This window comes from Sphingomonas sp. Leaf412 (assembly GCF_001425405.1).
Taxonomy (GTDB): Bacteria; Pseudomonadota; Alphaproteobacteria; order Sphingomonadales; family Sphingomonadaceae; genus Sphingomonas.
This window is the reverse complement of record NZ_LMQP01000004.1, coordinates 100,699-107,029: the sequence shown is the minus strand read 5'-3', so window position 1 is coordinate 107,029 and position 6,331 is coordinate 100,699. Positions and strand designations below refer to the sequence as shown.

Below are 6,331 nucleotides of genomic sequence, written 5' to 3'. Positions count from 1 at the left end.
GGGGCAGAACATCACCTACGACGGTCTGGGCAGCACGGGCGGCACGGGCGCGATGGAGACGTTCGCGGAACGCCGCGGCGTGTGCCGCGACTATGCCCACCTGCTGGTCGCGCTCGCGCGCGCGGCCGAAATCCCGGCGCGCTGCGTTTCCGCCTATGCCCCCGGCGTCGACCCGCCCGATTTCCACGCCGTCGCCGAACTGTGGCTCGACGGGGCGTGGCGACTGCTCGACCCCACGGGCATGGGCAGCGCCGCGGACCTGGCGCGCGTGGCGGTGGGGCGTGACGCCACCGACATCGCCTTCATGACCGTCTTCGGCACCGCCAACTTCCTGGAACAGCGCGTGACGGTCACCCGGATCGGGTGAGAGGAACGGGCGCGCGGGGTAACGCGTTGGGTATGTAACGAAATGATGCGGGAGACGATAATGACCGACAAACCGATCGACGAGCGCGCGCTCGACAGCCTGTCGGTGGCCCCCGCGGGCGAGGGGCGCACCGCGCGGCAGGACGCCGGTCAGGACGCGGGCATCGCCAAGCGGCTGAAGGACGATCCGGAGGACAGCGATGCGCGGCTCGATGCCGGGCTGGACGAATCGATGGACGCCTCCGACCCCCTGTCCTCGACCCAGCCGGTCCACAGCACCGATCCGGCGCCGTCGTCGGGCTATGACGCGGCCGAGGAAGCGGAGCGCCAGCAGGACGTCTGACTCGACCGGCATGGGCGCTTGTTGCGTCCATGCCGCACCCGGCGCAACAAAATCGTCACCGGCCAACGCTTCGTCGCATCCATGTTGCGGTGCGGCAAGACGCATGATCGATTGTCCCCGCCGTTTGTCGCGACGTTAAGGGTGGCGTTAACCATCCTCGTGCATCGTGGCATCCGGTCGAATCACCGGGCGGGGATGGGACGATGACAGCGAGGATGAAGCCGGCGGAAGGGGTGATGACCCTGGCCGAGATGAAGGAATTCGCGACGTTCGGTGCGGCGACGCAACGCTACATCCGGCGCAGCCTGGACATCGGGCTGGACCGCGACGACGCGATGCAGCGCTGGTCGCGCGACGTGGTGGAGGCGGCCAGCATCCGCGCGCAGGCGCGCCACTATGATCGCCTGCCCGATATCCGCGCGACCGTTCCCGACGACAGCGGGCTGGACAGCGCGGAGCCGTTGCTGGCGCCGCTGACCATCCTGTCCGCGTTCGACCTGGGGCAGGGGCGCATCACCAGCTTCGCGGCCTATCGCTTCCTGTACGAACGGCTCGTCGGGGCGAAGGTGCGCCCGTGGCTGCCGAGCGCCTTCTGCGCCGCCGCCGCGCTGCCGCACCTGCATCCCGAACTGCGGCGCAAGCTGCTCCAGTCGATCAGCGAGGCGGCGGCGACCGCATCGGGCTGGTCGTCGCGACAGCCTGCCTTCTACCCCTATTGGGTGGAGAAGGTGGACCCGGCCGCGCTGCCCAACTGACGGTCGCAACCGGCCGGGCGGCGCCTACCGGCACGCGCGCCCGCCCATCGTTCCCCGGCGCGCCTGGTCGAGATGGAAATGGTCGCGGTGCGCGGCATTGTAGTCGGGCGACAGGACGGTCGCGAACAGGTCGCACGCGCCGTCGCGGACCTCCCGCAGGAAGGCGCGGTCCGCGGCATCGCCGGTCCAGTCGCCGACCACGCTGACACGGCGACCGTCGGACAGGCGGAAGGCGGCGATGTCGACCGCGTCGGCGGTCGAATGCTCGCTCCACGATCCCGCGTCGCGGCCGTACATGCGACGGCAATTGTAGCTGCCGAAATGCTCGATCGCGGTCACGCGCTCCCCGTAATGACGCCGCGCGGCGGGCGCCACGACGTTCCATTCCCACATCGCCAATGCCGCCGCGACGGGGCAGGCGACGCCGAGGTTCGCGGGGCGATAGGGTATCTCCAGCGCGCGCCCGACGCCCATGCGCACGCCGTCGTCATAACCGCACGACGCGCCCTCCCGCACCGGCGCCAGCGGCTCGTACCGCACGCCTGCCCGGTCGAGCAGGCGGCGGCATTGCGCGAAATCGTCCGTCAACGCGGTCAGCTTGCGCCCCGTGAACATCCCCACCGGCCGCCCCAGGTCGAGCGGGGTCCAGGGCAGGTCCTGCGGCCGCCCGCGCAGCAGGCCCCAGGCCACGACGCCCGCGATCAGCACCGCGACGATCCACGCAGCGCAGCCGACGCCGCGACGCGCGCGCCGCATCAACCGCGCATGGCGCCGGTCAAAGGCTCCGACGTGACGGGATAGCCGAGATCGTCGGGAATGCAGAGGTGGGTCGCTCCATCGCGTTCTTCGGGCCACGGCGTGACGACCCGCACGGGCGTATCCCGCGCATGTGCCGCCGCCTCGGCATAGGAGCCGAACAGCGCCAGGCGTTCGAGGTTGCGTCGGGTGGGAAAGATGATCGCCAGCCGCCCCGCATCCGCCTCGTCCAGCACGTGCTGCGCAGTCGCCCAGACGAGGCGCACGTTCTCGGTCTCGTCCACGCTGGCGACGGGCGCGTCGTCGGGCAGGCGGGCGAGGAAGAAGCGCGTGTCGAAGATGCGCAGGTTGCGATGCTGCGGCCGCCACCGCGCGAACGGCTGGAGCAGCGACAGGTCCAGCGTCGCGTCCGCCTCCGCCAGCGCCTGTGCGAAGGGCATGCCGTCGTGCAGCGCGGCGCGCATCGTCGTCAGCGCGTCGACGCCGGGCGTGTGTGCCAGGCCGACGGGCAGGCCCGCCTCCTCGATCGTCTCGCGCACCGCGGCGATGCGCGCGGCGGTTTCCCAATCGTCGTCCCGCGCCCCCATCCGCAACGCCAGCGAATGGTCCGCCGGGTCGACGCGCCCGCCCGGGAACACCATCGCTCCCGCGGCGAACGCCATCGCCTTCGCACGCTCGACCATCAGCAGTTCGGGCGGTCCCGACGCGCGCTCGCGGAACACGACCAGGGTGGCGGCGGGGATCGCATCGGGCAGTTCGGAGGCGTCGGCGAAGGAATCGGCGACAGGATCGAAGGGGCGGGTCATGCGGCAACCTCGTAAATCTCGGGACCTTCCCACGTCTCCGCCTCGCGCCGGATCGCGGTGACGAAGGCGATGGAGCCGCGGACGCGGAAATGTGCGTCCAGCGCGGCACGGTCGCGCCATCGTTCGACGAAGACCAGGCGATACGGATGCTCGCAATCGCGCGCGACGCCGTGATGCAGGCATCCGTCCTCGTCCCGCGACCGCCGGACATGCGCGATCGCTTCCCCCAGGAACATGTCGAAATTGTCCGGGCGCGCCGTCAGGCTGCCGGTGACGATCAGCATTCGCCTCTCCCGTTTCGCCGCATCATCGCAGCAAGCGGGCGGAATGGGCAAGGGCGGAGTGGCGGTAAGGGGCTGGAAAGGCCGACGTTCGGCCGGTCGGGAGCCTTCGGAAAATCATCGGGTGGTGGAGCCGAAGGGAATCGAACCCTTGACCTCTGCAGTGCGATTGCAGCGCTCTCCCATCTGAGCTACGGCCCCGCCCGGTCGCCCGGCAGGGCCGGGGAGCGACGCCATTAGCGGGCGGCTTCGACCGATGCAACAGTCGTTTCGCCGCGCGCCGCGGATCGCCCTCCGGCGGGGCGTGCGCGGGATGCGACGGATGTCCGTTGCCATTGCGTAACGATCGGAACAATAACCTTTTTCGGCCTTTTTCCGCGATAGAAGCGTGCGGCGATGTCGCCGGCGTGACCTTGCTTCCAGGAGGATGCAGATGGGCTACGAACGTTATCCCCGCGGTACCGACGAGCAGCGCGACGCCTATGGCCGGCGCGACGCCGAAACCTATGGGCGCGATTCCGACGCGGGTCGTTCATACGGTTATCCGGGCGGCTCTCCGGGCGCGCGCGATGCCGACGACGGCGACCGGACGTACGGCGGGCGTGACTATGGCCATTCGGGCTACGGCCGCTCCGACTACGGCCAGTCGAACTACGGCCAATCCGGCTACGGGCAGTCGGGCTACGGCCAGTCGGGATATGCCCGATCGGGCTACGGGCAATCGAACGACGACCGCGGCGCGACCTATGGCGCACGCAACGAGCAGGGCCGTCCCGGTTACGGCCGCTACGACGGCGATCGTGCGCAGGGCGGCGGCTACGGCCGCGGCGACTTCGGCCAGCAGCGCGACCGCTATTCGTCCGGCGATCATGGCCGTGACGATGGCGCCCGGTCGCACGGTCGCGACGACCAGCGGTTCGGCCAGCAGCGGCAGCGTGACGGCGGGCGCGATTACGGTCGTCAGCCGCAGGGCTACGACTATGACGATCGCGGCTTCCTGGCGCGCGCCGGGGACGAGGTCCGCTCGTGGTTCGGCGACGAGGATGCGGAGCGGCGGCGCGAGGCGGACAGCCGCTACGACGAGCGCTACTACAAGCAGCAGGACCGCCATCATCGCGACAGCGACTATGGCAGCTGGCGCTCGACGCAGATCGCGGCGCTCGACCGCGACTATGACGAATATCGGCAGGAAAATCGCTCGCGGTTCGAGAACGAATTCACCAGCTGGCGCTCCAATCGCCAGACGCAGCGCCAGTCGCTGGACCAGGTGAAGGAACATGCCGAGGTCGTGGGCTCCGACGGCAGCCACGTCGGCACGGTCGACAAGGTGCGCGACGACCGCATCCTGCTGACGAAGACCGACAAGGATGCGGACGGCCGCCATCATTCGATCCCGTCCAGCTGGCTGCAATCCGTCGCCGACGACAAGGTGACCCTGTCCAAGACCGCGGACGAGGCGAAGCGCCGCTGGCGCGACGAGGAGCAGAACCAGGCGCTGTTCCGCTACGGCGACGGCCAGCGACCCGGCATCACGCAGGGCGGGGCGACCAACCTGAACCGCAGCTTCTCGGGCACGTACGACGACAAGAAGTGATCGCGCTCGTTTGAGTGGGGAAGGCCCGGGCGGCGACGTCCGGGCCTTTTCGCGTGCGGCCGTCGCGCCGCGTTTCGGGCGACGGGCGATGGCGCTCGCGCACGGCCCGACCTAGGGACTCTGGCATGAACGACAATCTCACCACCGATCGCCCGACGTTCGTCACGCATCTGGAATGCTCGCTGACGGGAGAGCGCTACGCGGCGGACACGCTGCACAACCTGTCGCGGGCGGGGCGGCCGTTGCTGGTGCGCTACGACCTCGACGCGCTGGGCCGCGCGGTGTCGCGCGACGATATCGCATCGCGGGCGACCGACCTGTGGCGGTGGCGCGAACTGCTGCCCGTCCGGCACACGCGCAACGTCGTCAGCCTCGGGGAGATCGAGACGCCGCTGGTGCCGATCCCCGGCAGCGGCGGCGCGAACGTGCTGGTGAAGGACGAGGGCCGCCTGCCCACCGGCAGCTTCAAGGCGCGCGGGCTGGTGATGGCGGTGGCGATGGCGAAGGAATTGGGCGTCACGCGCATCGCGATGCCGACCAACGGCAATGCGGGCGCCGCGCTCGCCGCCTACGCCACGCGCGTCGGGATCGAGACGATCGTGTTCTGCCCGGAGGACACGCCGGAGGTGAACGTGCGCGAGATCGCGATGCAGGGCGCGCGCGTCTGGCGGGTCAACGGCCTGATCGACGATTGCGGCGCGATCGTGGGGAAGGGCGCGGCGGACGGGCGCTGGTTCGACTTCTCGACGCTGAAGGAGCCGTACCGGATCGAGGGGAAGAAGACGATGGGGCTGGAGCTGGCGGCGCAGTTCGGCTGGTCGCTGCCCGACGCGATCTTCTACCCCACCGGCGGCGGCACCGGGTTGATCGGGATGTGGAAGGCGTTCGACGAGCTGGAGCGACTCGGCTGGATCGGCAGCGCGCGGCCGCGGATGTACGCGGTGCAGGCGTCGGGCTGCGCGCCGATCGTGCGCGCGTTCGAGGCGGGGGAGGAACATGCCGAGCGGTGGGAGGATGCGCATACCGTCGCCGCGGGGATCCGCGTGCCGCGCGCGGTGGGCGACTTCCTGATCCTGCGCGCGGTGCGGGAGAGCGGGGGGAAGGCGGTCGCGGTGGGCGATCCCGCGATCCTGTCCGCGGTGGACGAATGCGCGCGCCGCGACGGCCTGCTGCTGTGTCCGGAGGGCGGCGCGACGCTGGCGGCGTACCGGCAGGCGGTGCGCGACGGGGAGGTGGACGCGGACGAACGCGTGGTGCTGTTCAATTGCGCGACCGGGTTGAAATATCCGATGCCGCCGGCCGATCGCACGCTTGACCGGCACGGCGACATCGATTTCGACGCGCTTTAGCGGCGCGTCAGCGCCGGAAGGTGACTTCGGTGAAATAGGCGGTGTCGAGGAACTTGCGATATTGCTCGTACCCCTGCACCG

At 70.1% G+C, this 6,331-nt stretch carries 8 protein-coding genes and 1 tRNA gene; 5 read left to right on the top strand and 4 right to left on the bottom strand.

What is annotated here, in order from left to right; translation table 11 throughout:
- The 3 genes from ASG29_RS17625 to ASG29_RS14780 all read left to right on the top strand — a co-directional run.
- A partial coding sequence (locus tag ASG29_RS17625; protein ID WP_235532948.1) for a transglutaminase-like domain-containing protein occupies window positions 1-367 on the top strand: 367 nt, incomplete at its 5' end.
- A gap of 60 nt (window positions 368-427) precedes the next feature.
- Window positions 428-709 carry a hypothetical protein gene (locus ASG29_RS14785; protein ID WP_055985994.1) on the top strand — a complete coding sequence of 94 codons (282 nt, stop codon included), beginning with the start codon at window positions 428-430 and terminating at the stop codon, window positions 707-709.
- A gap of 203 nt (window positions 710-912) precedes the next feature.
- The gene (locus tag ASG29_RS14780) at window positions 913-1,464 is read left to right on the top strand and encodes a hypothetical protein (RefSeq protein ID WP_055985990.1); all 552 of its coding nucleotides are present in this window, start codon (window positions 913-915) and stop codon (window positions 1,462-1,464) included.
- Between the two features lie 24 nt (window positions 1,465-1,488).
- Here ASG29_RS14780 and ASG29_RS14775 read toward each other — a convergent pair whose 3' ends face one another.
- The 4 genes from ASG29_RS14775 to ASG29_RS14760 all read right to left on the bottom strand — a co-directional run bounded on the left by ASG29_RS14775 (window position 1,489) and on the right by ASG29_RS14760 (window position 3,508).
- Window positions 1,489-2,220, bottom strand: a complete 732-nt coding sequence (locus ASG29_RS14775) for an extensin family protein (protein ID WP_055985987.1) — start codon at window positions 2,218-2,220, stop codon at window positions 1,489-1,491.
- Window positions 2,220-3,026 (bottom strand): NUDIX domain-containing protein, encoded by an 807-nt coding sequence (locus ASG29_RS14770; RefSeq protein ID WP_082516164.1) that lies wholly within the window; start codon window positions 3,024-3,026, stop codon window positions 2,220-2,222. Before ASG29_RS14770 ends, ASG29_RS14775 begins: the two co-directional genes overlap by 1 nt.
- The gene (locus ASG29_RS14765) at window positions 3,023-3,310 is read right to left on the bottom strand and encodes a putative quinol monooxygenase (RefSeq protein WP_055985983.1); all 288 of its coding nucleotides are present in this window, start codon (window positions 3,308-3,310) and stop codon (window positions 3,023-3,025) included. Before ASG29_RS14765 ends, ASG29_RS14770 begins: the two co-directional genes overlap by 4 nt.
- Window positions 3,311-3,432: 122 nt before the next feature.
- Window positions 3,433-3,508, bottom strand: a tRNA-Ala gene (locus ASG29_RS14760).
- A 232-nt stretch (window positions 3,509-3,740) separates the two neighbouring features.
- Between ASG29_RS14760 and ASG29_RS14755 the strand changes: the two genes are divergently transcribed.
- Window positions 3,741-4,901, top strand: coding sequence for a DUF2171 domain-containing protein (locus ASG29_RS14755; protein ID WP_082516218.1), 1,161 nt, complete (start codon window positions 3,741-3,743; stop codon window positions 4,899-4,901).
- Window positions 4,902-5,026: 125 nt separating this feature from the next.
- Complete coding sequence (locus ASG29_RS14750; RefSeq protein ID WP_055985976.1) at window positions 5,027-6,250, top strand: threonine synthase; 1,224 nt, start codon at window positions 5,027-5,029, stop codon at window positions 6,248-6,250.
- Window positions 6,251-6,331 lie beyond the last annotated feature (81 nt).

Bases quoted from the DNA above. Each gene is read 5' to 3' on its own strand.
- ASG29_RS14785 (WP_055985994.1), top strand. From the start codon at position 428: ATGACCGACAAACCGATCGACGAGCGCGCGCTCGACAGCCTGTCGGTG.
- ASG29_RS14780 (WP_055985990.1), top strand. From the start codon at position 913: ATGACAGCGAGGATGAAGCCGGCGGAAGGGGTGATGACCCTGGCCGAG.
- ASG29_RS14775 (WP_055985987.1), bottom strand. From the start codon at position 2,220: ATGCGGCGCGCGCGTCGCGGCGTCGGCTGCGCTGCGTGGATCGTCGCG.
- ASG29_RS14770 (WP_082516164.1), bottom strand. From the start codon at position 3,026: ATGACCCGCCCCTTCGATCCTGTCGCCGATTCCTTCGCCGACGCCTCC.
- ASG29_RS14765 (WP_055985983.1), bottom strand. From the start codon at position 3,310: ATGCTGATCGTCACCGGCAGCCTGACGGCGCGCCCGGACAATTTCGAC.
- ASG29_RS14755 (WP_082516218.1), top strand. From the start codon at position 3,741: ATGGGCTACGAACGTTATCCCCGCGGTACCGACGAGCAGCGCGACGCC.
- ASG29_RS14750 (WP_055985976.1), top strand. From the start codon at position 5,027: ATGAACGACAATCTCACCACCGATCGCCCGACGTTCGTCACGCATCTG.